The 24,160-nt window shown below is 63.1% G+C and carries 27 protein-coding genes; 7 read left to right on the forward strand and 20 right to left on the reverse strand.

Features of this window, described 5'->3' with window-relative positions; translation table 11 throughout:
* Positions 1-47: 47 nt before the first annotated feature.
* From ACIQ2E_RS00265 to ACIQ2E_RS00285, 5 genes are all read right to left on the reverse strand, one after another.
* Positions 48-521, reverse strand: coding sequence for a hypothetical protein (locus tag ACIQ2E_RS00265; RefSeq protein ID WP_398324478.1), 474 nt, complete (start codon positions 519-521; stop codon positions 48-50).
* A gap of 7 nt (positions 522-528) precedes the next feature.
* Positions 529-1,008 (reverse strand): hypothetical protein, encoded by a 480-nt coding sequence (locus ACIQ2E_RS00270; protein ID WP_398324481.1) that lies wholly within the window; start codon positions 1,006-1,008, stop codon positions 529-531.
* An 85-nt stretch (positions 1,009-1,093) separates the two neighbouring features.
* Positions 1,094-3,061 carry a hypothetical protein gene (locus ACIQ2E_RS00275; RefSeq protein ID WP_398324484.1) on the reverse strand — a complete coding sequence of 656 codons (1,968 nt, stop codon included), beginning with the start codon at positions 3,059-3,061 and terminating at the stop codon, positions 1,094-1,096.
* Positions 3,062-3,063: 2 nt separating this feature from the next.
* Positions 3,064-3,810: a protein phosphatase 2C domain-containing protein gene (locus tag ACIQ2E_RS00280; RefSeq protein WP_398324487.1), complete on the reverse strand. Its 747-nt coding sequence runs from the start codon at positions 3,808-3,810 to the stop codon at positions 3,064-3,066.
* Positions 3,798-4,508 carry a hypothetical protein gene (locus tag ACIQ2E_RS00285; protein ID WP_398324491.1) on the reverse strand — a complete coding sequence of 237 codons (711 nt, stop codon included), beginning with the start codon at positions 4,506-4,508 and terminating at the stop codon, positions 3,798-3,800. Before ACIQ2E_RS00285 ends, ACIQ2E_RS00280 begins: the two co-directional genes overlap by 13 nt.
* Positions 4,509-4,759: 251 nt before the next feature.
* Here ACIQ2E_RS00285 and ACIQ2E_RS00290 point away from each other — a divergent pair, with 251 nt between their 5' ends.
* Positions 4,760-5,188 (forward strand): hypothetical protein, encoded by a 429-nt coding sequence (locus ACIQ2E_RS00290; RefSeq protein ID WP_398324493.1) that lies wholly within the window; start codon positions 4,760-4,762, stop codon positions 5,186-5,188.
* 12 nt (positions 5,189-5,200) lie between these two features.
* Here the strand turns inward: ACIQ2E_RS00290 and ACIQ2E_RS00295 are convergent, their stop codons facing one another.
* The 4 genes from ACIQ2E_RS00295 to ACIQ2E_RS00310 all read right to left on the reverse strand — a co-directional run bounded on the left by ACIQ2E_RS00295 (position 5,201) and on the right by ACIQ2E_RS00310 (position 8,657).
* Positions 5,201-6,757: an ATP-binding protein gene (locus tag ACIQ2E_RS00295; RefSeq protein WP_398324496.1), complete on the reverse strand. Its 1,557-nt coding sequence runs from the start codon at positions 6,755-6,757 to the stop codon at positions 5,201-5,203.
* Positions 6,758-6,798: 41 nt separating this feature from the next.
* Positions 6,799-7,053: a hypothetical protein gene (locus tag ACIQ2E_RS00300; RefSeq protein WP_398324499.1), complete on the reverse strand. Its 255-nt coding sequence runs from the start codon at positions 7,051-7,053 to the stop codon at positions 6,799-6,801.
* 192 nt (positions 7,054-7,245) lie between these two features.
* A complete protein-coding gene (locus ACIQ2E_RS00305) occupies positions 7,246-7,935 on the reverse strand; it encodes a hypothetical protein (RefSeq protein ID WP_398324502.1) in 690 nt (229 codons plus the stop codon).
* A complete protein-coding gene (locus tag ACIQ2E_RS00310; RefSeq protein ID WP_398324504.1) occupies positions 7,932-8,657 on the reverse strand; it encodes a hypothetical protein in 726 nt (241 codons plus the stop codon). Before ACIQ2E_RS00310 ends, ACIQ2E_RS00305 begins: the two co-directional genes overlap by 4 nt.
* A gap of 597 nt (positions 8,658-9,254) precedes the next feature.
* Here ACIQ2E_RS00310 and ACIQ2E_RS00315 point away from each other — a divergent pair.
* Positions 9,255-9,815, forward strand: coding sequence for a hypothetical protein (locus ACIQ2E_RS00315; protein ID WP_398324507.1), 561 nt, complete (start codon positions 9,255-9,257; stop codon positions 9,813-9,815).
* A gap of 36 nt (positions 9,816-9,851) precedes the next feature.
* Here ACIQ2E_RS00315 and ACIQ2E_RS00320 read toward each other — a convergent pair whose 3' ends face one another.
* The 3 genes from ACIQ2E_RS00320 to ACIQ2E_RS00330 all read right to left on the reverse strand — a co-directional run bounded on the left by ACIQ2E_RS00320 (position 9,852) and on the right by ACIQ2E_RS00330 (position 12,897).
* Entirely contained in the window at positions 9,852-10,352 is a 501-nt protein-coding gene (locus ACIQ2E_RS00320; RefSeq protein ID WP_398324509.1) for a GNAT family N-acetyltransferase, read from the reverse strand.
* Positions 10,352-10,624: a DUF1778 domain-containing protein gene (locus ACIQ2E_RS00325; protein ID WP_398324512.1), complete on the reverse strand. Its 273-nt coding sequence runs from the start codon at positions 10,622-10,624 to the stop codon at positions 10,352-10,354. Before ACIQ2E_RS00325 ends, ACIQ2E_RS00320 begins: the two co-directional genes overlap by 1 nt.
* A 62-nt stretch (positions 10,625-10,686) precedes the next feature.
* A complete protein-coding gene (locus ACIQ2E_RS00330) occupies positions 10,687-12,897 on the reverse strand; it encodes an AAA family ATPase (RefSeq protein WP_398324515.1) in 2,211 nt (736 codons plus the stop codon).
* 132 nt (positions 12,898-13,029) lie between these two features.
* Between ACIQ2E_RS00330 and ACIQ2E_RS00335 the strand changes: the two genes are divergently transcribed.
* The 3 genes from ACIQ2E_RS00335 to ACIQ2E_RS00345 are packed head-to-tail and all read left to right on the forward strand — an operon-like array spanning position 13,030 to position 14,269.
* Positions 13,030-13,590 carry a LysR family transcriptional regulator gene (locus tag ACIQ2E_RS00335; protein WP_398324518.1) on the forward strand — a complete coding sequence of 187 codons (561 nt, stop codon included), beginning with the start codon at positions 13,030-13,032 and terminating at the stop codon, positions 13,588-13,590.
* Between the two features lie 27 nt (positions 13,591-13,617).
* On the forward strand, positions 13,618-13,854 hold the full coding sequence (locus ACIQ2E_RS00340; RefSeq protein WP_398324521.1) for a FitA-like ribbon-helix-helix domain-containing protein: 237 nt from the start codon (positions 13,618-13,620) through the stop codon (positions 13,852-13,854).
* Positions 13,841-14,269: a type II toxin-antitoxin system VapC family toxin gene (locus ACIQ2E_RS00345; protein WP_398324523.1), complete on the forward strand. Its 429-nt coding sequence runs from the start codon at positions 13,841-13,843 to the stop codon at positions 14,267-14,269. Before ACIQ2E_RS00340 ends, ACIQ2E_RS00345 begins: the two co-directional genes overlap by 14 nt.
* A 30-nt stretch (positions 14,270-14,299) precedes the next feature.
* Here ACIQ2E_RS00345 and ACIQ2E_RS00350 read toward each other — a convergent pair whose 3' ends face one another.
* Positions 14,300-15,142, reverse strand: coding sequence for a hypothetical protein (locus tag ACIQ2E_RS00350; RefSeq protein ID WP_398324526.1), 843 nt, complete (start codon positions 15,140-15,142; stop codon positions 14,300-14,302).
* 3 nt (positions 15,143-15,145) lie between these two features.
* On the reverse strand, positions 15,146-15,319 hold the full coding sequence (locus tag ACIQ2E_RS00355) for a hypothetical protein (RefSeq protein WP_254995758.1): 174 nt from the start codon (positions 15,317-15,319) through the stop codon (positions 15,146-15,148).
* A gap of 169 nt (positions 15,320-15,488) precedes the next feature.
* Here ACIQ2E_RS00355 and ACIQ2E_RS00360 point away from each other — a divergent pair, with 169 nt between their 5' ends.
* Positions 15,489-16,289, forward strand: coding sequence for a DnaB-like helicase C-terminal domain-containing protein (locus ACIQ2E_RS00360; RefSeq protein ID WP_398324529.1), 801 nt, complete (start codon positions 15,489-15,491; stop codon positions 16,287-16,289).
* 199 nt (positions 16,290-16,488) lie between these two features.
* Here the strand turns inward: ACIQ2E_RS00360 and ACIQ2E_RS00365 are convergent, their stop codons facing one another.
* From ACIQ2E_RS00365 to ACIQ2E_RS00380, 4 genes are all read right to left on the reverse strand, one after another.
* Positions 16,489-16,722: a type II toxin-antitoxin system prevent-host-death family antitoxin gene (locus ACIQ2E_RS00365; RefSeq protein WP_398324532.1), complete on the reverse strand. Its 234-nt coding sequence runs from the start codon at positions 16,720-16,722 to the stop codon at positions 16,489-16,491.
* A 170-nt stretch (positions 16,723-16,892) separates the two neighbouring features.
* Positions 16,893-17,252 (reverse strand): DUF86 domain-containing protein, encoded by a 360-nt coding sequence (locus ACIQ2E_RS00370; RefSeq protein ID WP_398324535.1) that lies wholly within the window; start codon positions 17,250-17,252, stop codon positions 16,893-16,895.
* Positions 17,249-17,551, reverse strand: a complete 303-nt coding sequence (locus tag ACIQ2E_RS00375; RefSeq protein WP_254995756.1) for a nucleotidyltransferase family protein — start codon at positions 17,549-17,551, stop codon at positions 17,249-17,251. Before ACIQ2E_RS00375 ends, ACIQ2E_RS00370 begins: the two co-directional genes overlap by 4 nt.
* A gap of 123 nt (positions 17,552-17,674) precedes the next feature.
* Positions 17,675-18,142: a DUF1810 domain-containing protein gene (locus tag ACIQ2E_RS00380; protein ID WP_398324539.1), complete on the reverse strand. Its 468-nt coding sequence runs from the start codon at positions 18,140-18,142 to the stop codon at positions 17,675-17,677.
* 86 nt (positions 18,143-18,228) lie between these two features.
* Here ACIQ2E_RS00380 and ACIQ2E_RS00385 point away from each other — a divergent pair, with 86 nt between their 5' ends.
* On the forward strand, positions 18,229-18,564 hold the full coding sequence (locus ACIQ2E_RS00385) for a hypothetical protein (protein ID WP_398324542.1): 336 nt from the start codon (positions 18,229-18,231) through the stop codon (positions 18,562-18,564).
* Positions 18,565-18,582: 18 nt separating this feature from the next.
* Here ACIQ2E_RS00385 and ACIQ2E_RS00390 read toward each other — a convergent pair whose 3' ends face one another.
* Positions 18,583-20,769, reverse strand: coding sequence for a 3'-5' exonuclease (locus tag ACIQ2E_RS00390; RefSeq protein WP_398324545.1), 2,187 nt, complete (start codon positions 20,767-20,769; stop codon positions 18,583-18,585).
* 67 nt (positions 20,770-20,836) lie between these two features.
* Positions 20,837-24,160: Zn-binding domain-containing protein (locus ACIQ2E_RS00395; protein WP_398324548.1), on the reverse strand; the 3,324-nt coding region annotated here is incomplete at its 5' end.

A 24,160-nucleotide genomic window follows, 5' to 3' on the forward strand; every position in this document is an offset into this window, starting at 1 on the left:
CCGGGGGGCGCAGATGCGATAGGTGTTGCTCGTGCGAACGACGGTGCTCAGTTGAACGTGAGGCCCGTTTCGCGGAGGTCGCATGTGGCCAGGAAGGCCAGGCCCCGGCTGATCAACTGCTGCTGCAGCACCGCTGATTCCTGAGATCTGAGCACCTGATCACAGGCAGCCTCCTCCTGCTCGCTCAGCTCCAGATCGAGCTCCTCGGACCAGGCCACTTGATCGAGTTCGAAGCCAGCACTCACCAGGGCATCCAACACTTGTGACAAGGGAAGCCTCAAATGGCGCACCGGCAATGGCAGATGCTGGGCCTCGAGCCCCAATGGGCTGAAACTGGCGCTCGTGAAATCCAGCAGGGTGATGTGCAGACCCACCAGCAGCTGCCAGCGTTGGCGCAGGCTGAGTGCGGTGAAGAACAGGGGATTCTGTTGATACAGCTCCTGCATCAACGGTTGCTCTACTGCGCTGGCTGGGCACTGGTCGAGTTCAGTCAGCCATTGGGCGAGATCAGGGGGGGGCATGGCTGGCTCAGTCGAGGTCGACGCTCTCCAGCAGCATCCGGCAGCGCATCAACCGGTCGGCATCGATGGCCCAGCTCACGATCTGGGTGTGCTTGGCCTCGCTGTCCTCCTGCATCTCCTCCACCACGTTGTCGTGGAACTGCTCGAGGTGCCGCACGAGCGCCAAAGCGATCTGCTGATCCTCGTAGGCATTGGTCTCCAGTTTCTCGATCAGCTCCATCACCTGGCTCACCTTGGGGCTGGTGGGTTCGGCGCGCTTCTCATGGCGCTCGGGCTTATTCTCCTGCATGGCAATCAACTGCTCAGGGCTATCAGGAATGGCGACGGCGGGCGTGGCGGCGGTGTCGTTGAAGGCGCTGCTGCGCAACTCGGGATGCAAGCCGTCATCGGGATCCACGGGCTTGCCGGCCTGGAAGCGGTAGCGACCGTTGCTGGCCTTGGCGTCATCAGCGGAGGGGTTCAGAGGCTGCTCGTTGCTCGGGCTCATCAGGCTCTGGGCCGAACTGCAACCAGCGTTGCCGATGCAGACCTGCCTTGCTCCTGCACTACTGCGAACGACGGTCCAGCTGGCCTCAACACAGGGCCTCAAACTCCTTCAGTTGGATCTCCATGGCGTTGCGTCGCTCAAGGATCGTGGTGTGCAGAGCCTCGATCGAGTCTGTGAAGGACGCCAGCGCGCGACTGAGGCCCTGCAGCTGCTGTTCACCGTTTTGCAGGGCCAGTAGCTCTGGCAGCGGCACGAGATCCTCACGGCTAGGCCCCATCCCGGCTGCATTGGCGCGGGCCTCGAGCCTTTGCACGGCTTGCTCTAGACGCATTCGCAACCGAGCCTGCAGCCCGACCCCAATCCCGGGCAGGGCTGGCAGACGGTCGATATGGGTGCGCAGCTGCTCGCCATTGCAGAGGCCATGGCTCTCGAGCAGCTTCAGGCGTGCATCCCCGAAGCCTTCGATCTGCCAGGTGCGCAGCGGTTCAAGGCTGAGCTGTTGGCGCAACCAGCGTTCACGGCTGTGGCTGATGGCCTCGCGGAGGCGTGGCTCTGCCACCGATTGCGGATCGTCGCTCGCCAAGATCTCAAGCAGTGGCGAGAGATCGAGCGCAGACAGCTCTCGTTGCAGCTCCAAGTGCTTCTGCTTCAGCTGGCCAATCTGCTGACGCACCAGATCGCTGTTGGCGTCAGCCGTTTGCAGCAGTTGCGTAGCGGCGTTGCGGCGCTCTTCGGCGGCATGGGGGTCACCAAACCAGTTGCTCAGCCGGATGCGCAATGACGCCTGGCGACGCTGCAGAAGCATCTGATCCAGCCAGTGGCCCGAGCCACCATTGCGGTTGAGCAACGTCTCCAGCTCGTGGTGGCGCAACCGCAGCTGTTGGGCCATGGCCTCGCGGCGCTGCAGCAGCTCGGCGGCGCGTTGGTGGTGGCAGCGGAAGGCATCACGCAGCGTCCGATCCAACGTCTCCCAGTGATTACTGGTGCTGGCTACTGCGGGTTCTGGCGCGGGGCTGGCGGCGTTGGGGAAGCGGCAGATCGGCTGGCCGATGCGCCGTTCCACCGCACACCACGGACAGGGTTTGCCGTTGGGGTGATGGTGCTGGGGGGTGCGGCTGCACGTCACCACTTGGCGATGCAGGTCCCGCAGCAGAAGCACCCACTCAGCCGCCGTCGGCCGCAGGTGGGGGTCTAACGCGAAGCTGCGCTGAAACGCCTCCGCCAGGGCAGTCGACACCTCCTGCGGCGCTGGCCGTGCCGGGCTGGCTCGCAGGCCGGCGGGCACGGTGGCGGCATGGGGGTAGAGGCCGCGCCGGATCTTGTCGCCGATGGGCAGATCCGGCTCGGCGCTGTTGATGGCGTTGTCGTAGGGGTGATCGTGCAGCAGGAGCTGATACACCAGCACCGCCAGGGCGAAATGATCACTGCTCCGCTCACGCCAGGTGCGGCTGAGATCACAACCCACCAGCTCCGGCGCGGTGTAGAGCGGCCGTGCCACGCCGCAGTGAAAGCGCTGGCCATCGGCACTGCGGATCTGGAAGCTGTCGCTATCCAGCAGCACGGCCCTCCAGCCGCACGGCGTTGCCGCCTGGCTGAACAGCACGTTTTCTGGGTTGAGATCACCGATCACCACCCCCTCGGTGTGCAACGCCGCCACCGCTTCCGCCAGCAGCAGCGCTGCCAGCACCGCATCACGCCAGGTGAAACGGCGCAGGCGCCGCAGTTCATCGAAGTTGAACAGCCGCGCCGCCGAGAGGCTGCTCTCTGGCGCGATGCAGGGCATCACATACCCGGCCGCCTCGGCCCGCGCACCATTTCGCCAGTGGTGAAGAACGGCTTGCGGCAGCGTGGCGTATTTCGCGCAGGCGGGTGGCAGCTGGCGCAGGGCCTCAAGCCGCGCCACATCAACGCTGCGCAGCAATTTCACGGCTACGGGTGTGCCGCCCAGGCTGGTGCGAAACACCTGGCCCTGGCCGCCGGCACCCAGGCGGGCACCGGGTTGCAGGCGCAGGGAGAGGCGCTCACCGCTGCTGGTGATGAACGACTGCTCCATCGTCAGCGGCTGGCGATCACCAGGGTGCGGTCGTCGTCAGACAGTTGCGCCAGCCCTGGATCCGCCAGCGAGCGGGCCAGCCAGGCGGGATAGCCACGGCCGCCATGGCGCCGGCGATGCTCCTGAATCACCAGATCCGCCAGAGCTGCATTGGCCTCCAGCCGATCGTAGCCGGGGCGGGCTGGGCCGAGGAAGGCGCTTTCGAGGCCATCGGAGAAGGCCAACACGGCCTCCACCTCGGTTGCCGGTGCCTGCCAGACCTGGATGCTCTCGATCGGCGTGTGCCGCCGCAGGAAGGTGGTTTGGTTGGCGTAATCCCCCTTGGATGGCGGCAGCGGGTTGTGCCATTGGCCCCCTTGACGCACCAACAGGGTGGAATCACCCACCTGCAGCACGAGCAAGCGGCGGCGATCCCAACAGCAGGCCAACAGGGTGTGATCCAGCAATGGCACCGGGCCACGCCGACGCAGCAGGCGGGCACGGAAGTGCTCCAGCAGGTGTGGGTCGGCGCCGAGACGCGGCTCACGGCGCAGGCGCTGGAGTGCCTGCCAACCGGCGCGGGCACTCGCAGCAGCGGAGCGGGCCACGGCGGTGGTGCCACCGGCGCCATCACAGAGCACGAAGCCGCTGAGCCCCACGCTCTGGCGCGGTATCTGCAAGGCATCGCAGCAGGGCTGAGCCAGGGCGGCATGGCGTTCGCCGCGGTGCTGAGCCCCGCAGAAGCGCGGAACGCGGATCACAGCACCCACCCGTCGTAGACGTCGTCGCCAACGCGCGGATCCACCAGCTGCACGCGATCACCAGGGGCGGATTGGGAGACGCGGCTGAGGCTGGCCGACAACCACAGGAACATCTCCTCGAACTTCAGGTTGTCGAGATCGAGGCAGCGCCCTTTGAACGGGCGGCTGAGGTCATCAAGCACCGCGCGGCCATGGGGCGACACGTTCACCCCAACGGTGAACAGGGTGAACTTCTGCTCCTGCGCCGCCAACTCCAGCGGTGCAATCAGGGCCTTGTAGCCATCGCAGCCATGGCCGCCGTCGTCGGTGGGCTCGCCATCGGTGAGCAAGAAGATCCAGGGGCGGTAGTAGCTAATCCCGTGCTGCTGATAGCTGCGCTTACGCTCCGTCACCTTGAGCATCGCCAGCTCCAGGGCCTGGCGCATCGGGGTGGCACCGGAGGCCTGCAACTGCAGCGTCTCGCTCTCGCTGAGGGGGGCAAAATCGCGCTCCAGCTTCACCGGGCCAAAGCTGATCACAGCGAGATCAACGCTCTGGGCTGCCACGGGATTGCGCAGGATGTCCTGGCGAAACACATCAAAGCCGGCATTGAGGCGGCGCATCTTCTCGCCCGCCATCGAATAGGAGCGATCCAGCAACAGCACACAGGGGGTGCGGCGCTGGCGGTTGGCCAGCAGGCTGCGGGCCTCGGGGTTGTCGAACAGCATCAGGCGTTGGAATGGATGCAAGCAGCCTCGCGGCTGAACACGGCAGCTAGTTGGCGTGCCGTGCGAACGACGACCTCTGTCATTCGCATGAGAAGCATGATCAAGGGAAGCGATGACAGCTGTACTTAGAGCGTGAGCCCCTCCCGCGGATTCCCACTTGGCTCCCAAGACAGGAGCTCCTTTGACCTTGTAATCAACTTTTCGCTCTAGAGGCCGCCAACAAGCGACCGATTAAGCCCCTTTAGATCACCATGGAAATGGCCGCTTACTTAACGCCAGCAGCACGAGAGGTGATGGCACTCGTTTCGCAGAAGGTGCACATTGTTGAAAACGGCTCTGCTTGTCATCAATACGAGATCTTTGGCTTCTTCAGTGCGACGCGACGTGAGTTGACCGTCTGCAGCCGCCGCATCGTTGGCTTTGGATCGCCGGATCGCGATATCAACGAAACACTTATGCATGAGTCCGTGCATGTGGCTCAGGCTTGTCGGGGCGACTTCCGCTATTTGCGTGCTTTTGGAGTTAAGAGCTCTGCTATGCCTCTCAGTGCAGCGAAGGCCGCTGATCTAAGGAAGGTCTTGGCCTTTGACTCGCGTCTGGCACAGATCGACAGAGAGGCTTTCTACATGGAAAACAAGCCAGGACTAGTGGCATATGTGGTGCGCAAGTACTGTTTTTGAGCAATGGATCGCTCAGCACAGCTCAGGGAACTCAGCGCGTATCTCGGCACAGCGCTGGAACATCACATGGGCGGCAACACCAGCCAGCCGCTCCACTTCAACGCGAAATTCATAGCCATGGTGCATGTTCATGGCGTGCGCGGCTTCGTGGATCAGGATCTTGAGGCTCTCTGCACCGAGAGGTTCCAGCCAGAAGCAGGGCTGATCGATCGCCAAGGTGAGGACGTTGGTCGCGCTCCAGTGGGCATAGAGGCTGCGGCTGCCATCGTGATTCCGGGTTAATTGACCACGCACCCGCTGTTGGCGGACTGGCCCGTGGTCCACCAGCTGCTGGCAGAACCAGATCGCAAAGTCAAGGCACCGCTGAACGCGCGCGACGCCGCCTTGCTGCTCAATCAGTTGGAGCCGTTCATCGGCGGCGTGGACGGCCGACTGCACCGAAAAGCCATCGTCGCCGGCTTGTTCAGCCTTGCGGCGCTCATCGCGCCGAACCACCTCCTGGGCTGAGGGCACATGCAGCTTGAGCATCTCCCGAAAGCCGCCACTGGCCTGGGCCGTATTGACAACCTGAATCCCCAGATCACGGGCGTCTTCATCGAAATGCCGGGCTCCCATGCGGGGGACAGACCGGGCGATGTTGTCGCCAAACGCCCTCGCCAGGATCTGCTGCTGCACCTCCGTCGCGCAACGCCGCCCAGCGGTCCCCACCCAGTCGTCCTTTACGGTGGATGCATCCATCTCCTCCAACAGCGTGGGCAGACACGCCACATGCAGCTTGGCGGGATAGCCGGAAGCCACCGCATCACGGTTGGGGTTCATCGGCACCCGCTGCTGAATATCGCAGTGGTAGGCCAGGCTCCAATCGAGGGCCGCTACCGGAATCCCCATCTCATAGATGGTGGGTTGCTCGTGCTCGGCCGTGGGTACCAGGTGAATGGTCGTGCGCCGGCACGGTTTCTTCCAGCTCTGGCTGGTTGGGTCGTAGACCTCGGTGCTCAAGTTAGCGCTGATGACGTGCCTGATCTGGCGCGGGGGGATGGGACGTCCATTGATCTTCAGCTCCACCCCTGCTGACACCAGGAAGCGTGAGAAGTAGTCATCCAGCTGGGTGCTGATCTCCGCGGGCCATGGCATCTGCATGTGCACCTGCGTGCCGTTGACGGGGGCGGGCAGAGAGGATTGCCGGCTGATGCGTTCTCCGCGATCGCGGAGGAACTCCAATTGCTGGTGGCCACTGATCACCCGTGCCTGCTCAGCGATGCAGAGCGCTTCCTTAAAACCGCGCCCGAAGCGTCCTCGTTTGAGATGGCTATCGATCTTGTGCGTGAGATAGACGACGCGTAGATCTGCGAGCTCCTCAATACCCGAGCCATTGTCTGTGCAACTCACCAGGACGTGGTCGGCCCTGGGTTCATAGCGGAGCTCAATCTGCCCCGCTTCTTGCTCTGTGAGCGAATCCAGGGCGTTCTGAACAAGCTCCTTCACCAGGTGCTCGGGTGGCCGCGCCGCATTCATGGCCGCGAAACCTTCGGTGCTGATGGCAAGCCAGCCCTGGGACTGCGTCTTCATCGGGAATGACGTGGTGATGGAGTGTTGGGTGGGAAGGGCTGTCAGCTCTGTGGCGCGCCAGCGTCCCACGCCGCGTCATCGGTGCCATTCCAGACAGCCTCGGCATCGCTGATCGCCTGGCGCAACGCCAAGGGTTGCCAACCGATGCAACGGGCTTCTAAATCGATGCGGCGCCCGCAGTGGGTCCAGATCGGCAGAGGCTCAAGCGTGGGACCACAAGGCAACCACTCGCCATCGAAGACATCATCAAAGGGGCTGGAGGTGGCCAGGATCTGATCAAGGAGGAGGCTGCTCATGCCGAAGGGCTCAACGCGATGAATCCAGCTTCTGCGAAGCGACCCGGCACAAATCAGCGGCTCCTGCGAACGACGGAGCCAAGCCGATCGACTCATCCCAGCGATCTCTACTGCGATCGCTGGCTACAACAAGCGGCGTGATTGAGTCCGGCAGCTGGAGAAATGGGGGTGAGGGTCCTTGCTGAGCTTGCTTTATCCAGATGTCTTATCCAATTGACCACGCGTAAGTGCATCAAGTAATTGCGAAGTCGACGAATTAAAACCCACCTCATGCTCGCATATTACAAGACCTTCCTGGTAGACCTCATCATAGCCAAAATAGAGCCACTCGCCAGAGCGAAAAGCCAGGTAGACCTCCATCCCAATATCAAATCCACGCTTTTCAAGCTTGCATGCCAGGGGGCAACAATTTAAAAGTGAAGAGAGGCTTTTGTAGTCAAAGCCAGAAAGCTGATTTTCATCATTGACGCCCGAACTGGACAGCAACGAATCGAGAATACAGGGATCAAAGCCATTAATAATTCCAAAAGCATATACCCTGCTCGAGGCATTTGCTAGCCACGACTGATCTTTCTCTTTATGTCGCACGTCATCAGCCAGGCCTTCGATGTATCTGGAAATGCTGCCAACATCTGCGTATAGGCCGTCTGCAGTGCAGTTGCTTCTTTGAAGGCGCTGCAAAATCATGCCAGCGTTATCCATGTCACAGACGTAAGCGGATAATATCCCGTAGTCCTTAAAATGTGTCTTGTTCAAGTGATCTTTGATCGCGGCAAACGCACTTGACAAGAGACCCCTAATCTTGCCCCGCTCCATCCACCGCCCAGGCTCGTCCACCTCTCGGATGGTAATGGACGAGCCAATTAGAATGCTTGCAGTCACGAAAGATCCTCTACTCCGTTGCAATCTAGCCTGAAATGTGCGTATTCTTCGCCATCCTCAGCCTCGGCCTCAATGATCATATAGTTTCTAGGGCCGATATAAAGGCCAGTGTCTATCCCATCATTTCCTTTGGTCACAGGAGACCCGTCGGCGACGTAACAGATCATTGATTGGGCAAGGAGGTCGGGGTCAAGCCGCAAGACAACACTTGCAAGCCTTGAATTTCCATTTTCAATGGCTACTTTGCGAAGTTCGCCGGAGTCCTCATCGAAGATAGACGTGTAAAGCTCGCTACTGTCGAAGATCAAATTATCTCCGCTCTGATTAATCAGGTCAAAATCAGCTCTCCAGGTAAAAATATCATCCCACTCGCCTTCCTCAACGCTCGAGAAAAACAACCTTTCTTCAATACCAGATGCTGCTATCGCGTCTTTGACCCGGTTTGCTACACCCTTCTTGCATTTGATGCCAGCATTTTGACTTACTTGTATCAGCCCCTGGCCCATGAAGATCGGCTTGAGAGCGTCAATGTCGCCGACGGGGTTGAGCAGCTCTCCTTCATCGGATATGCCTATAGACCATGCCTTTGTTCCGGGCTCAAGCTGAGCAATCAATGTACCAGGACTACCCCATGCCACATAAATAAATACATCCCCCAGTGAAATACTCTTGAGGGATGATCCCAAAAACTTTGATCTTGATACTAGCAGTGAATAAGTCACAAAGGGATAGCTTATGGGTGCCGCAACCATAGCGGGTCTGTTACAACGGTTCAATCCCTGCGACATGCTTCGTTGCCGCATTATGTGCATCGGGTTAAGATGGCTCTGGTAGGCTCCTTGTTGGCGCCCGTGGGAGCGTGGAGAGCCCTACTACCAAAGGGCAGCTCTGGCTGACGACCAGTTTTCCAGGGCTTCTCTAATTCACGATCAAAGGAAAAGTTTCTAGGCACGACAGGTGCTCATTCTGAATAGCAGTTGGCTAGGGATGCAGTGCACCTTGCCCTCTTCTGATGAGTATGCATCTACTGAATAGCATTAGCCCCTTGCCCCTGCGGGCAAGTAATCACTGGCGATGGGTCGTGATTCGCAGGAGCGGGGCTTCAGTGCGATTGCGGAGGACTTGTGATGAGCAGGTCATTCACCCCAATCAACGGGCGCCATGAAATGTCTCGTCACCTGCTGGGTTGCAGGCAAGGTCTTCACTGTGGAGTGCTATGCAGCCAACTACGCCGAGGCCCGTGCAGTAGCCAAAGCGCAGCATCCCAATGCTCGCATTCTCAGCGTGAATGCTGTTTTTCAATGAACAGCTCTAAGTTTGTGCTCCTGCTGTTTGCTGCTGGCTTCGGCTTTGGCTACCTGATGGAGAGCAATGGTCAGGAGTCCCAGCGCCGGGCAGGTGGATCGAGCAGCGCACCTCACTGGCTGCGGGATCTTGACCCTCGCTACCAAGATCTGGTCGGTGTGATGAGGGCTAAGGGTTATGGGATTGTCGAAAATGCTGCGGTCTGCAAACAGCAGGATGTGGTGGGCTATTACACCTGGGGGCAGCACGCGATCAAGGTCTGCACGGATCGCATCGCCAGGCTGAATGCCGATCCATGGGCATTTCGCACTCTCTTGCAACAGACCATCGCCCACGAAGCCACCCATGTCGCCCAAAGCTGCCGTCAAGCCCGCGAGGGCAAGACAGGCCTTGGCTTGGCTGCTGCCAGGCTCTATGGATTACCGCAATCTGTCAGAGCTGACATTCAGAAGTCGATAGCCTCCAACCAGTCCAGCAACCCTCGATCGCTACAATGGCGTATCGAGGCAGAAGCGATGGCTCTAGAGGAGACGCCTGATCAGGTGATTGGTGCCTTGCAGCAGTTCTGCAGATGAATCCATTGGCCTGGTGTTGCTGCTCAGATTCAGGGTTTAACTTCTGAGCGCTGCTGCCACATCTGCCAACCGCAAGAGCAGGGTGTTCGGATCCATCGGCGATGGGTCAAAGCCCATGTGGAGATAAAAGGAGCGGGCTGTGGCAGAAGCGGCATGCACGAGGATGCCGCGCACTCCGATCTGCTCACTGGCCTGGAGCACTCGTTCAAAGGCATCGGCCAACAGGGCGCGGGAGAGCCCTTGGCCTTGCACACTGCTGCAAACGGCAAGACGTGCCAGGACCACCACCGGAATGGGATCCGGCATGTTGCGCCGAAAGCGACCAGGGCTCGCGAGCAGCGAGACAGCCCCTGAAGCCAGGGCCACATAGGCCTTCACCGCACCATCGCCATCACACACCACAAACGTGCGGGTGGCACCGCTGCGCTGGTTGGCCAGGGCGCGTTGCTGGAGCCAATGGTTGAGGCTGGTGTCGCCGCAGTCAAAACCGGCTGTGCGGTGCTGATCGGATAAGGGCTGCGGCGCTTCCAGATCCATCAGGGCTGCCAGGGCCTGGGGGCTGCCATGGTGCGCCGAAGGCGCTCATTGGGCAGCGGGGGCGCATCCAGTTCGCGCTGGAACGCCTCAAACCGTTCTGGCGAAACGGAGCACCAGGCCTGCTCCACCAGAACCTGTTGGGCTGCGGCGCGTGCTGCCTGCAGAACGAAGTCCGTGCGGGTGAGGCCTGAGGCGCTGACGGCGCGATCAATCAACTGCTGATCGTCCGCCGTCACCCGCAGGTTCCAGCTCTGGCGCGTGGTGGCGGCCATGCCCAAGACAGCGAACAAGCAGCAGCCTAGCCCCGCTGGTAGACAGCGTCTATCTCCCTGCTTCAGGGCTGAAGGAGGGCCACCACCTCGCGGGCCTGTTGCAGCTGCAGCTCCCGCAGGTCCAGCGGTTGCTCAATGCGGATGCCAGCTCCCCAGCGGAATAGCCAGTTGCGCAGGTCCCAGTCGCGTTCAATCGTCCAGCTGGGCAAGCGGATCTCCACCGGATGGGGGTGGCTGTCGCCAACTGGATTCGGCGGCAGAGAGGTGTGGGCGGTGTGCTCTGGCGGGAAGCGATGGGGTTCTTCGCGGATGAGTTGAAACACCTGGGGCGTGCAGGAAAAGCGCAGCACGCCCCAGGGCGGCTTGGCGTTGCGGCCAGTGGCCGGGGCCATCACCGCCAGTTGATCGTCGATCGAGTCGCCGAAGTACAACCCACCGCAAACGTGCTGCAGACGCTGCAACCGCTCCAGCGCCCGCTCGTGCTCCTGCTCGCTGTTGCGACGGGTGTTGCCGTCTTCATTCAGCAGTACCAGCCGATCCACCCGCAGGACTCGGATCAGACCAAGGCCGTCGTTGCGGCCGATCGACACCGTTTCGAACGCCAGATACCAACTGATGTTGTGAAACAGCAGCTGCAGCGGCCAGGCGCGGAAACGACCGTCATCGCCGCGTTGTTTCTGCTGTTCGCTCACCGGATCGGGCAGGTGCCGCAGCCAGATGCGGCGGCGATCGCGGATTGCCCGCTCCACCCTGGCGGCCATCTCCGGCTCGGCAAGGGTGCCGGGCTTTTCCTCGGTGAAGGAGCGATGGGCCAGGGTGCGCTTGGGCTGGCGCAGACGGTCGGGCATGCCATCAGCCCGCAGGATGCCCGCGCGCTGGAGCCGATCTTCGAGGCTGAGCAGCAGGGGTTTCTGGGATTGGTCGCTGAGGCGATCCAGGGAGGCCTTGAGCTGGGCATGTACCTCCAGCAGCTGATCAGCCGAGAGCAAGGCGGTGCCGATCGCATAACCCTGCCGGCGGCTTTGGGGCCGTCCCTTGACCGCCGCCAGGAAGCCATAGGGCACGAGCACGTGCTCCACGTCGTAGCGCAGGGCAGCTTCCTGATCGCTGCGGTAACTGCCCTCCAGATCCTCCAGGCTGCTGATCAGGTGCCGGTAGAGAGGGCTGAATTCCTCACTGCTGCGCCGGGCCCTCTTCGCCCTCTCCGGGGCGGGGGCTTCTGGCTCTGCGACTGACGACGGCTCCGGTGCATCGAACGGCTGCTTGAGCACGTGACGCAACAGCGTGAACAGCCGCTGAAACACCTCGCGGTGCGCCAGGGCCGGGTAGCCACCATGCAGCGAACTGCCTGGAGTGGGCCCAGCGCTACCGAGATCAATCGGCTGGTCGCCCTGCCAATCCAGCCGGAAGAAGCCGTTGGCCTCGAGCCAGGCAAGGTCGCCGCGGATCGCCTCAGTATCGCCGTAGCCATCGCTATTGCCGCCGTGCACCGCCTTCCAGCTGGCGAGATAGGCGGCGGCACGCTCGGCCAGGTCGCCCTGGGGCTCGGGATTGCCGATCTTCAGCAGCTCAGCCGCTGTGCCTGGATCACTCGCATCCAGGCCGTTGAAACTGGTGAGCAGGCGCAGCAGAAACAGCAGCCGCTCCAGATCCAGAAGCCTTGAATAGCGATGCAGGTGCGGGTCAATGGCGCGCTGCCGGTTGAGCGCATTGCGGATGCGGCCATCGAGACTGGCCAGGCGATGCTGCAGATCGGCGGCGGTGCTGCCTTCACCCGCGGCGGGATTGAGCGCCACGATCGCGGCAAAGCCTTCGGCGCGATCGGGCTTAAAGAAGCGGTTGTTGAGGCTGGCGTGGAACTCCTCGATCACCACCTCGGGCACCGGGCGCTCACGCCGCAGGGCCCAGGCCTTGCACTGCTCCAGCGGCGTGGTGAGCCACCAGCCGATCCACTCCACCGGCCGGGGCAGGTGCAGTCCCTGGGTGTAGAGCAGCCGCCAGGGCCGGCGGGCGTGGGTGGCATCGATGATCACCGGCCTGCCGGCCTCCACGGCGGCGTTCAACCGTTGAAGCAACACGCTGCGGATTTCGTCCCACGGGCCCTGGACCGCGGCATCGCCGAACAGCTCTTCTCGAATCGCATCCGTGGAGAGCACCAGGCCGGGCTCGCCGGTTCCCACTTGCAGCAGTGGTGCCAGCTGCTGCGCCAGGGTGGTTTTGCCGCTGCCGGGCGGGCCGATCAGCAGGTGGCAGCGCAGAGGAGCTGAGGTCATCTCCCCATCCTGAAAGCAAGCGCCACCGATTGAACACGTGTTGTGCGAATCACCAGCGGTCGTTCGCACCATCCGCCTCCGCCAACCGCAGCGATCGCCAAAGACTGACGGGATCTACGACTGGGTCAACCGTTGTCGAACCTGCCTCAACAGCCGTATCGCATCCCCCAGGTGCTGCGGGATCTGCAGCTGGTGGATGTTCTGGAGCTCACGGGCAGCACCACCGCCAGCGCGGCCCAGATTGGCCTGTCACAGGCGAGCGTGAGCCGTCGCTACCGGGCCTTGGCCAGGGAGCTTGGGCTGCAGCGCCTGGCCGCTGCATCGATGGGCAAGCGCTATGGCGATACGCCATGGCTGCAGCTGCTGCGGCGTGGGATCAACAGCCATCGGCTGGCCTGGGGAGTGCTGCGCCTTGGCGGCAGCGATCAAGACGCCGCGCTGTGGCAAGGCCAGCACGGCGTGGAGTGGGTCACGCTCGGACGCCGGCAGCAGCAGCACTGGCAGCCGCTGCTGCAGCTGGAGCTGCTCGATGCGGTGGCCTTGCAGGAGCTCCCGCCAGACGCCGTGACTGGTGACCTTCCCTATCGGCTGCTGCGCAGCCCCCATGGCTGGCTCGCCTGCCGTCTTGAGCCGGTGGTGCTGCGACTGGCTGAGAGGCTGGGATTTGAGGACACTGGAGCTCAACGCCGATAGCATTGCTATCAGAGACGGGGCGTTGCGATGGCCGACCTCTTGGTGCGAGGCGTTGATGACTCCATCGTTCAGGCCCTCAAGAAGAGGGCCGGGGCCCATGGCCGCAGCCAGGAAGCTGAACTGCGCGAGATCCTGGCCGCTGCGCTGCTGTCTCCGCCTAGGCGCAATCTCGCTGAGTTGTTAGCAGCCATGCCGGATGTGGGCGTGGATGCCGATTTTCAGCGCCAGCAGGATCCAGGGGTGGCCGCTGATGTTTTTGATTGACACCAACGTGATCAGCGAGGCGCGCAAGGGCGTGCGCGCCGACGGGGGCGTTCTGGCCTTCTGGGATGCCGCCTGCCGCGATCAGACACCGTTGTTTTTGGCGTCTGTCACGATTGGTGAGCTGCGCAGGGGCGTGGAGTTGATCCGCCATCGCGGGGATCATCCGCAGGCTGCCCTGTTGGAGCAATGGCTGGAGGAGCTGCTGCAGATGTACGGCTATCGGGTGCTCGCCCTCGATGGCGATGCGGCCCAGATCTGGGGGCGATTGCGGGTGCCCAATCCCCACAACGCCATCGACAAGCAGATCGCCGCCATTGCGCTGCTGCACGATCTCACGGTGGTGACGCGCAACAGCGATGACTTTGCGAGTTGCGGCGTACGGTTGCTGAACCCATTCCAAGGTGGGGCTCGCTGAGAAGCGGCAAATGCCCCTTTCGAAGCCCCTTCAGCGCGGCTGCGGCGTCATCGTGAGCAGGTTGTCGCTGCGGTTGTAGCGGAAGCTGACGCGGGTGTTCACCTCAGCGGTGGGTGGCTGCTTTTCGATGGCGTCGTAATGCGCGCGCATGGCAGCGAGCCGCTCTTCGTAGCCGGGATGGGTGGAGTCGGGCTCGGTGATGGAGGCATCGCCAATCGAGCGCGCCATGAAGGCCAGATCCTGCTCGCACAAGCGTGCTGGATAACCAGCGCGGGCCAGCATGGTGGCGGCGTCACGGTCGGCCTCGAGCTCGAGCTGCCGGGAGCGTTTGCGATCACCGATCTTCTGGGCCTGTTCGCTCTGGCCGTGAAGGTTGTGATTGAGGTGATAACTCTGCTGGAAGAGGTGATGCCGCCTGATGTGGGCGATTTCATGGGCAATGGTGCAGGCCAAGAAGCCGGAGTGGCTGCCATAGGCCCGAAAGGCCGCCCGTGGAATCACCACCGTGCCGCTGGAGGCAGACCAAGCCTGAATGTCGCCCAGGGCATAGCCCTGACGGATCAGTTCATCCCAGCCATTGCTGTAGCGCTGGTAGGGGTTGAGCTGCGCGAACACATCGCACTGATCGCTCTTGCAGAACCCACGCTGCGCTGCCAACTGGGCGGTGTATGTGCCTGAAGCCACCATGAACTGCAGGGGCTGATCACCAAGGTTGTTGCCATGGCTGAGGCGCTGCAACACGGTTTCGAGCGTCCGCACCTCGGCGGGTGCTCGTCGCATCGACCAGACGGTGGCGACGATGCCCGCAGTGGCCAGGGCAGCGGAAACCACCAGGGCGGCGGCGGTGCGAGAACGCAGCTGAACACGAGGCATCGCTCAGGGCTCCAGCAGATCAAGCAGCCGGCCGCCTTCATCGACGAGGCGGTGCCGTTTGCCGGTGCTGCGGGCGCGGGCCTGGGCGGTGCGGTAGGCGTCGGCTTGGTTGTGCTTTTCCTGGAAGCGCTGCCAGTGGCCGAATTGGTCTTGCCACTGGATCACGATGCGGGTCATGGGGCCTGCGTTGCCGATCAACTCCCAGCAGCCTGAGCCACGCAGCGGTGTTTGCCAGAGGCGTTCGTGCGAACCACGCCGGTGCATCTGGACAGCCCTGGCCAACCCCAGAACAGAGTGCGATGGCCCACACAGTGCCCGCACGCTATTGGCGGACGCTTTTGAGGGGATGGAGCGGGCCTCGCAGCGACCTGCCCAGGTGCCTGGGGGCCACATCTCCACCGGCTTCGCCAACCTCGACGCCATGACCCAGGGGCTTCGCCGCGGATCGCTGGTGGTGCTGGCCGGTTCCACGGGCATGGGCAAAACGGCGCTTGCGCTCAACCTGGCTCGCAGCATCAGCCTGCAGGGTGAGATGGCGGTGCAGATCTGCTCACTCGACTCTTCGCCTACGGCACTGCTGCAGCGGATTCTCGCGTCGCTGTGCTCGGTGGAAGCGGGCCGCATTGCCAGCTCACGGCTCACTGCAGAGGAATGGCCGCGGCTGGGGGAAGCCATGGCCCAGCTTTCAGCGGCACCGCTGTTTTTCTCAGGCCAAGCGATCAATACGGTGGCCTCCATTCGTGCCCACAGCCAGGAGCTGGCTGCGCAGAGATCCGAGCCGCTGGGGCTGGTGGTGATCGATGCGCTGCAGCTGCTCTGCGGTGACCCAGCAGAGCAGCTCAAAGAGCTACGAGAATTGGCGGCTGAGCTGAGGGCCTGCGTGTTGCTCACCTGCCAGAGCCGGCCCAGCGTGGAGCTGCGGCCTGGTGGGTTGCCCCTGCTGCACGACCTGCCGGCCTTGGAGGCGATGCAGACCTACCCACATGTGATCGCGATGCTGCACCGCGAGGAGTTTTGGGACCCATGCACCACCAAGCGCGGCGAGGCGCAGCTGCTGCTCGTGAAAAACAGCGATAACCCGCTGGGCACGCTGCGGTTTGGGTTTGAGCCGGGGTTCTCTCGCTTCTTGGGGATCGATGCCCCCTAGCAGGGCTACGGATCCGCAAACAGCGCCACACCAAGGGCTACGGCCGCCTGGTTGAACTGGGGCCATCAAAGCTGGCGAGCGCAGCACCAAACCGCTGGGCCAGCACTAAACCGGTGGCGTCGTAACTGCAGAGGCCATGGCTTCTGGCCAACGCCAGGATCCAGTGAGGCGTCGATCACCACGGCATCCGACGCTGTGCTTACAGGAGACCATCCCGCACGAAGCCGTCAACCTGGGCATCGCTGACGCCGTGAAGGCGTGGGGTTGCCTGCAGGGCCGCAAGGGCGGCAGCCACGGCCTTGGTTGCGTCCGCAGGGTGTGGAATCACATCGGCCAACCGCTTGCCCCGCTCCGAGATGGTGAACCTCTCCACGGCCTCCAGCTGACGGGAGAGCTGGGCCTTGGCCTCGAATGCCCCGATGCTGGCGTCCATCGATCGCTTGAGCTGGTTCGCTAACTCGTTTGCGCTTCTGGAAAGCTCCAGAAGCGCAAAGGTGCCCGACTCGAGCCGTCAGCCTTGTTGTGCGGCAATCGTTTCTGGCCCGGCTTCTGGCCAGACAAAGCAGAGCCGCCATGCCCAAGCAAAAAGATAGCCGGCATGCCTCACGCCTCTGCCAGCCGCCGCAATGCCGACACGATCTCAGGGAGTGATTGGTCACAGATCAGCAGCACCTGCTCTTCATCCAGATCGAAGTACTGATGGGCGATCACATCGCGAAACCCCATGGCGCCCTTCCAATCCACCTCCGGGAACTGATTCGCGAGCACACCAGGCCAATGGCGCTCGAAGCGCTTGAGCCCCTCACCGACAGCCATGAACTGCATGCAGATCACATCCAGGGCGTCCTGGCCCGCTTCTGAATCGAGGAGTGAAGGATCAGCGAGCAACGGCTGACTTTTGCGCTCGATGCGCGAGAGAGCTTTGAGGAGGTCGCCAAGAAGTTCGCGCTGTTCAGGTGTCATGCGGCCACACCCTCATGCTCGATTCGCTGCCGCAGCGCTGGATTCATGCGTTTGCGCAGGCGTACCACGTCAACCGGAGCCGGCAGCAAGGCGTTGAGCTCCTGTTTGAGATGCACCAGGGCAAAGGGTGTGAGGGGCTCAAGCTCCACCCAGATGTCGATATCGCTGCCAGGACGCTGCTCGCCTCGGGCCACCGAACCAAACAGGCCGATCGCCTTGAGGTGGTAGCGCTGCTGCCAGTCGGAGCAGTGGCGGCGCAATTGACTGAGAACCGCGTCCGCGGCGGGGGGCTGAGCCATGGAGGGAGAGGCCCTAACGACCAGGGACTGTTGGTCCCTGGGAGATTCTGAATGCTGGGCCCAGCATCTGCCGCACGGCGCTTGGGTTGCCTGGGCAGTTAACGGTGGATCCGGCCACCATGCTCAAGCAGGGGGCTTGGTTGAAGAGGCATTGAGCTGCGTCTGCGTCCAGGCGCAGCGGCGGCCCAGGTGATTGAGCAGGGTGGTAGCGCTGGCCAGCCCAGCCGCTTCAAAGAGGGTGAGGCTGCTGATGGTTTTGGTGGCATCGAGCTCGCCGCCCATCAGGCGCTCAAGGGTCTGGCCGGGTTGTTGCAGCTGGTGGTGGATCGCGTCGATCACCTGTTCAAGGCGCTGCCGCAGCAGCGGATCGGCGAGATATGCACGAGCTTCTCCCAGGCCATGAAGCCCGTAGCGCTGGGCCGTTGCGGATCGGCCGAGGCCGCGCAGCTGCGGCAGAACGAACCAGATCCAGTGGCTGCGCTTGCGGCCGTTGCGCAGTTCAGCCAGGGCGCGCTCGTAGGCGCACTCAGCCCCAACGCCTTGTGCACGGCTGAAACGACTGATGTCATCAGCGGGGGCGGGGCTAAGCACGGGCCAGATCTCCGTCGTTCGCAGGAGAGACCTCGATCATGAGCCGACCTGCCGCGAAGGTACTCACATCAACCCACCCAAGTGCCATGCAGATCATCAAGCTGGAACGCGACGACTGGAACTTCTTCTGCCCAGCCACAGGGCGGCCGGTGTTCACCGACGACGGAGAGCCCAATACCCCAGCCCTGCGGGGCAGCTGGTGCCATGAGGTTCCCGAAGAGCCCATGCACCTGGCCGAGGAGCTCAAGCCCCTGTGGCAACAGCACCTCGATGCCCAGGCCGTGAAGGATGAAGGTGCCGACGTGGTGGGCTTCCTGCAGTCGCTGGACCGACCGAACTGGGTGGCCTTTGAGATCACCACCTTTGGGATGGCTTGCGGGCCGGTCTGGAGCACGGCTTGGACTGTGCTGGATCTGGGGTGATCGGATGCGGTCAATCCATCAGCTCCGGCCGATGAAGGGTGACGCCTTGCCGCTGTAGCTGACGACCACCCGCTTCTTGGCTCGCGTGGCCGCCACATGCAGCAGGGAGCGCTCCTGCTGCTCGAACAAGTCCCGTGAGAGGGCATCGGGCCGTTTGTTGACCTCCACCTGCAGGGGCATCTGGGAGGCATCGAGGCCTGGCAGAAAGACCTGATCGAACTCCAGACCTTTCACGCGGTGCATGGTGGCGAGCCGCAGTGCTGGATCGCTGGGGTCGTCGGACTCCTCTGCGTTGATCACCCGGGTGGCGAAACCCTCGCCCTTGAGCAGGGCTTCGAGTTTCTCGATGGCCTTGTTGGTGCGGGCGGCCACGCAGGTGGAGGCGAGGGACTGCTGCTCGTCGCGCAGCTGCCGCAGGGTGCTCACCAGGAAACGCTGCTCCTCGCCTGGATCCTCGAAGCCCTCCACCAAGGGATGGTCACCATGGAGAAGGGAGCGGTAGTCGCTGGCGGGATCACTGCCCCCATCGAGATCATCGAAGTCGAGGCCATGGAGCACGGCGGTGGCCCAGGCGCGGGTTTCCTCGGTTGTGCGGTAGTTGATGCGCAGCTTGCGGGCGCGGCCGCGGATGTCGATGCCGCAGCGGCTGAGCACCACCGGCTTGCCATAGATGCGCTGGTGGGGATCGCCGACGATGAACAGATCGTTGGCGCGGGGCTCACCCACCAGGGCCCGCAGCAGTGAGAAGGAGGCCACATCAAGGTCCTGGGCCTCATCCACAACCACAGCGGCATACAACGGTGAGCCAGCCGCCTTCTGGATCAGGTCGGCGGCGATCTGTTTGGCCTCCTCCGGTTCCCACAGGCCGCGCTGGCGAAACTCGGCACGCACCGCATCAAACACCGGCCAGATCTGGGCACGTTGCGGCCGGCTGAGGCGGGTGCCGCGTCCAACGCGGCGGGCCATCAGATACTCGTCGCGGCTGCGGCAGCCCTGGGCGAGTACCACGTCTTTCCACTCCTCTCGGTAGAAGCGCTCATCCAGACCCAGCGACGTGTCGGCCACATCCATGGCCAGGCTCCAGCAGCTGTCGCGGGCTTCTTCGTTGAACACCCGCACCTGTAGGCCCTGGCCCTTGAGGAACTTCATCACCCAGCCATCGAGGTGGATCACCTCGATCCGCTGCAGTTCCTCGGGGCTGCAGATCTTGGTGAGGTTCGCGCGGATGTCGGTGGCCAGGTTGCGGGTGAAGGTGGTGAACAGCACCCGACCGGGGGCGCTGGTTTTGATCTGCTCCTTGGCCAGCCAGCGGGCCCGGTGCATGGCCACCACGGTCTTGCCGGTGCCGGCTCCGCCCAGCACCCGCACCGCGCCACTCCACTGGCGCTCCACCAGACGGCGCTGGCTGGGGTGGAGAAACACGCGCCAGCGCTCCAGCGGTGCCGAAAGCATCGCCTCGAGCACGTCGTCGTCGGTGATCACCAGGAACTCGGCCTTGCTCTCGGGCGTCTCCAGTGCCGCCGCCACATCGCTGGGATCGATCGCGGCGGGGCGCTGCCGCTCCAGCTCCTCGATCACCACCTCAATCGGCTTGCCATCCGCCAGCAGGATCAGGCCATCGACGCAGTCCTGCGGTACCCACTCGATCAGACGGCTGAGGGCCTCTTCGCTGCTCACGGCGCGTACGGCGGGCAGCAAGGCTTCTGGGACGCCGAGCAACATCAGCTGGTCGTCGCTGCAATGGGCAAACAGTGAACCGACCTGGCCTGGTGACGGCGCCGGCTGGGCTACGGGGGGCTGATTGGCCAGAGCCTCGCTCACAGCCGCAGCGATCGCGTCTCCTACGGCGAGCTCGGCGGCTTCCACATCCACCACCTGGAGGGCACCGGAGACGCGGTTCACATGGCAAGTGCGGCGCCGTGCCCACTGGTAGGCGTCGTCGTGCTTGTCGATCCAGAGCAGCACATAGGTATCGCCCTCGTCAGGGGCGCGGACGATGCAGCGGATGTCCTGATCCACCCGGATCGAGCGGATGAAGGGGTCCTTGCCACCCTCGATGCGCTCGTAGTTCAGCCCCGGACTGCGGGGGTTGGCACGGAACTTGGAGATGAAGGTGGCCACCTTGCCGCGCGACTTCTCCGGCAACCGCCCGAACGCTTTGAAGAAGTCGTTGGAGAGGGCAACGGTGAGGCGGGGCTCGCTCATGTCAGGTGCGGGGCGGGGTCGGTGATGGCTGAGGGGTCAGGCGGTGGCGGAGTGGATTGGACGTGGATCAGGACGGTGGAAGGGCCTCCATCAGGGCGGCGGCTGTGGCGGCAGGAGGATCCTCCACCGACCAGCAGCGCCAGCCCGCGGCAGTGAAGGCTTCCGCATCAGCAGACTCGAACACCACCGCCAGCCGCTGCTCTGGCCAGGCGAGTTCAGCCTGGGCGATCACATCACGCTTCGGCCCTTCCAGCTCAAAGGCCTGCTCAGGCAAGGGCCGATCGGCGCCTTGCCAGGCTGCCTCCAATGCCTGCAGCAGCGGTTGCACGTTGGCTGGTGCAAAGCGGCTGAGGGCCTGCCAGGCCTGCTGCGACGCAGCAACAGCGGTTTCTGGGGCGCGTGGGCCTTCCGGAGCTGCCTTGGCAGGCTCGGCTTCCACCCACACCTGAGGTGGGTCCACGGCGGCGGGTTGCTCGCTACCACCCCAGCCCGGGGTGGAAATCAGCAGATGGGGCAGGAACTGGAAGAGGTTTCCCTGGCGTAACCATTCGCGCCAGGCCAGCTGCTGTTGTCGCTCAGAACTGGAACGATCCGATTCAAAATGAATGGCCCGAAAACTCGCGCAGGGATGCAGCCTGTCAGTTTTATGAAGACCCAGATCGACGAGATTGAGGATCTGCAGTTCTGGCACAGGAGCGAGGTGTTGGCCCACTCGGGGGGATTCGCCGCCCTGAGTCCACTCCTCGACGTGTGAATTGAGATTCAGAGCCTCACGTGGTGCCATTAGAGATGGATCGTCGATCTGCACTGGAGGCATGGGCGGGCGCTGGGCAAGGCAAAACATTTGCGCGAGACCCTGCCAAAGTGCTTCCGAAGGATTGGCCAGGTAGGCCATCAGCAATTGCAGACTGTTAGCCAGCTGAACTTCGCGAGGAGTTGGAACTGGTCGCTGCGAAAGGTCGTCTAAAAAGCTCGTGGGCCACCAACGTTCAAGATAGTTCTCGCGATTTTTGGAAGCAAAATCTGGCATCATGCCCACTGCAAGTCCGTTGGGCTCCAGTGGTGTCTGAGCCGTGGGAGGCGCCTCCACAACGTCATCCCAGCTGAGGGCCCAGAAGAGGTAGCGACCGCTGCGCTGCAGGGCCATGCGCTGCTCCGCATCGGTGGCCAATCGGCCGCGGTGGTATTCCCAGCCATCGGTGTAAATGGCGATCGGCTTGCCGCCGGCCGTAGGGGTGAGCAGGAAGTCCGCGCGGGAAAAGGCGCCGACGCCCTCGGCCTCACCAATCGGCACCTGCTGCTCGACCTTCCAGCTGACCACGCTGGAGCCGCTGTTGAAGCTGAGCAGATAGCCCTTGTTGCCCTTGATGAAGTCCTCGCGCAGGGTGACGGTGACCCCAGGTGGCTTGCCTTTTCCTTCCCGCAGCTTTTCGATGAAGCGCAGCTCCAGTTCGCTTTCGGCGCGGGTGTTGATCACGACCTCCGAGAGGCTGCGCTCTGAGGGCTGCAGTTCCTCCCAACGGTGCAGGATCGTTTGCAGTTGTTCGATCGCCCGCCGTTTGCTGGTGCGCTCGCGATCAAAGCGCTGCCGGTACATAAAGATGCAGCGATAACAGCCGTCGCTGCAGGGGCAGGCCTGCAAATGCTCCAGCGACTGCTCGAACACCGCGCGTAGATCTTTACCGCCCGCCTCGATCAGCTGGCGCACATAGCCGGTCCCACCGGGCACCGAATCAAAGAGGTAGAGGAAGGTTTTGCGCTGCTGGCTGCCGGGTTGGGGCTCCTCGCCGAGGGCGGATTGCAGGTGGTCCACCTTGCCGCCAAAGCGCTGACGCAGGCCCAGGTGCAGGGCGCCGATGAAGGAGGGTTGGCCTGCCTCATCCCAGAAGCTGGCACCGGGCAACAAGAAGCGCAGGGCTTCTGAGTTGAACTCCCGGTACATGAACAGAAGCTGGCGCAGCTCGGCGGCATCGGGCTTATCGCGGTAGCGGCAGCCCCAGGTGTGGTTGTGAGCGCTGGGCTTACCTCGCTGCACCTTGCCGCAGCTGCGGCAGAGCTCAAAACCCTTCACCTTGAGGGCCTTACCGGCGATGGCGTGGCTGGCGCCCACCACGGCCTGCTCGCCGAAGTTGATTTCACGGAAGGTGGTGCTGGCCAGGTACTCGGCACCGAAAGGGAACTCCTCATCGGCGATGGCCATGGAGATCTCGCGGCGGCTGTGGTCGGGCACGATCAACAGCTCGCGGTGGAAGAACAACGGGTTGCGTTCGTCGCTGTCATCCCCGAATCGGCTGCGGGCGTCTTCCGTGGTGGCCTGCACCTGGCGCAGGCGGGCCATCTCTTTGATCTGGCCATGGTCGGCGTAGCCGCTGCTGCCACAGCGGGGGCATTCCTTACGGCCGAAATCGTCGTCGGTTTCGCGGCTGGCGTAGGAGCAGGAGGGGCAGAAGCGCCAGCGCTCCGGTTGGTTGAGGTTGGGATCGACCTGATCGACTTTGACGCGGCGGCCCTGGGCATAGAACTGGCCATCGGGCACCAGCTCGCGGATGGCCACGTTGGCTGGGCGCTCGTAACTCATGGGCGGCAGTTCTTCGCTGCGGCGGCCATCCCCAGAGCGGCCTGGCAGCTTGCGCCAGAGCACCGACTTGAGTGTGACGCCCGCTTCCGGGAAGGCGTAGTTCGGCAGGAAGCCCTCATCAGTGAGCATCGCCAGCAGGGGCCGGCCGTCGAGGTCTTTGCGGAGCTGGTTGTAGGCGAACTGCTCGCGGCGAATTGAGTCTTTGGCCTCCCGTTCCTCGGGGGTGAGGCCGTCTTCAGGACGCTCGCAGAGCTTGTTGAAGCGCGTGCTCAGCTTGCGGGCTTCTGCTCCCAGCCGCTTGCGCTCGGCCACCAGATCGCGCAGGCGGGCGAGTAGTTCCTGCGCGAAGGGCGCATCGAAGGCGCCATCGCCACCGCCATTGGCGGGGGTGAGTATGAAGGTTCGCAGATCAGCGGCACTGGCCGTCTGCAGCTCTTCGCCGAACAAGGCGCAGAAGCGTTCCAGGAGATCGGCCTGATGGGTCTGCACCCAGCCCAGCCAGGTGTACGGGAATTCCTGGGGGATGGTGCCGCCGGCTGCCTTCTCCACGCCATCGAGAACGGGTTTGAGCTTGCGCGGCAAGGCCAGTGGATCGAGGCCGCCCGCGACCCAGCGATCGAGGCTGTAGGCAAGAAGCTGGCGGCGCAGGATGGCGGCCGCATCGAGATAGCAGCCAGGGGGATTCACCTGGCCCTGCAGCATCTCGCGCGGGTCGGAGAAGAAATAGAGATCGTGGGCGGTGCCCGTTACGAGGGTGCCCACCATGGCGTTGCCGTCGCGGCGGCCGGCCCGGCCGATGCGCTGTAGGTAGTT

Origin of the sequence: Vulcanococcus sp. (assembly GCF_044369115.1) — a bacterium.
Classification (GTDB): domain Bacteria; phylum Cyanobacteriota; class Cyanobacteriia; order PCC-6307; family Cyanobiaceae; genus Vulcanococcus.